Here is a 1,784-nt window from a genome sequence, read left to right as displayed (position 1 = left end):
TGTTATGTCCATGGACTTTTTGGACACGGAGTCCAGTAACTTTTTGGGCTAGGAGTCCAATGACTTTTTGGACGTGGAGTCTCCCTGCTTTTTGGGCAGGGAGTCTTTGGTGTTTTTGGACAGTCTCTAGCTCGTCTTACCGGTTATGGTTTCTTTCGTCTCGACGGGCGCGGACGCGACAGGATTGGTTTGATCTCTGGTGGCCGGCGGTGCCACATTCCTTCGACATGCCCGATGTTGATCTGTCCGCCGGCTGGACGCTCAAGTAGCTTGATGGGCAGTGGGAATGAAAACAGTGCTTCACCATCATGATCAGTGAAGAACTCAGCGGTGTCATCGGTAACGTGGCTGTATATGAGCCGGTTTTTAAACCGGAGTCCTACATAGAATCCATAGCCCAGGATGCGCACCACTCCGCTTTTGTTGATCCACAGTGTGTCGGGGATACCCCAGGCGTTGCTTGACTGGGCGGATAGACCGTCTACGGTGGGACTGACGGTAGGAGATGATTCTTGCTGGATTGGTTCGTTATCGTCATCGATGGTTGTGGGAGAAGCTGCAACTTCTCCCACAACCGGCACCATCGCCTCTTTAACCTTCTCGATACGATGCTCGTGGTGTATCGCGCTTTCTGAGTGCGTATCCCGGTATGACTTCACAATCTTGGCCCACAGCAGATCCGGGTCAATGGGTTGTGTTGGGGATTGAGCGTGGGCGAAGTGCTCACGGGCTTGGGCTGGAGTGATGTGCATTTTGCCGACTAGCAGGCCTTGATGGCGGCGCCTGGTGTTGTAAAACTCGCGGTAGTCGTCCAACAGCTGTTGGACGTGCTGAAGTGTCGTAGGTTGGCGTGCATCGAGAAACTTGGTCATAGTTTGATGCGAGCGTTCATCTTTGCCTTGGGTTTGCGGGCCAAAACCTGCAATGGACCAGATACCTTGGGCGGCGAGCCAGCGCTCGGTATCGGACAATCGGCCCCGGTGATAGGTGGCAAAAGCTTCACCGTTATCGGTCAAAAGTTCCTGCGGGCGACCATACGTTTCTATTGCTGCGGCCAAGGTAGTGCGAGCATCGAATCCGTTTTCTTTGGCGGCGAAGGCTTGTGAGCCCAGATCAAACCGGCTGGCATCATCAACCAGCTGGTAGATAGTGATCTGGGTATGTGGAGTGTCAAAGAGTCGATAGACAAACCCGTCGAGTTGCCACAGCTCATCGACTTTATCGCGTGCCCAGCGTTTATAGCTTTTACGAGGACGTTTACGGGCATTGGCCTCAGCAACACCAGCTTCGTGGAGCCAAAGCGCAATCGTAGACCGTGCCGGTGGGTGCTCTAAACCAAGGTCATCAATGAGGTAGTAATAGATCGACCACGGGCCATAGTCACGTCCCCGGGCCTTGAGCACTGATCGAGCTGTGATGACTTTCTGACGAAGGTGATCATCGTAGATTCTGGCTGGGGAATGCGGGGCGGTGGAGTCAGGCAGGATGCCTACACGGCCGCGTTGTTCAACGCGGCGTTTGATGTTGGCATAGGTTTGGCGAGATACGCCAATATCCTTGCAGAATTGGGTGACGGTTCGTCCGTCTCTTACTGGGTCGAAGTCCGCTATTTTCTTGCGGAGATGGGTTGAAATAGCCATCTTGGTATTCCAACCCACCGACTGTCCAAAAAGTCTTGAGACATCACGACAAGGAAGTCTTTGGACTCCGTGACCAAAAACTATCTGGACTCCCCGTCCAAAAAGCCATTAGACTCCGTGTCCAAAAACTCCATAGACATCACA

1 protein-coding gene is annotated in these 1,784 nt (G+C 53.2%); it reads right to left on the bottom strand.

What is annotated here, in order from left to right:
- Nucleotides 1-143: 143 nt before the first annotated feature.
- Nucleotides 144-1,640, bottom strand: a complete 1,497-nt coding sequence (locus HMPREF2932_RS04280) for an integrase core domain-containing protein (RefSeq protein ID WP_071409687.1) — start codon at nucleotides 1,638-1,640, stop codon at nucleotides 144-146.
- Nucleotides 1,641-1,784: the final 144 nt, after the last annotated feature.

This window comes from Corynebacterium sp. HMSC074H12 (assembly GCF_001813755.1).
Classification (GTDB): Bacteria; Actinomycetota; Actinomycetes; order Mycobacteriales; family Mycobacteriaceae; genus Corynebacterium; species Corynebacterium hiratae.
This window is presented reverse-complemented; position numbering and strand designations above follow the sequence as displayed.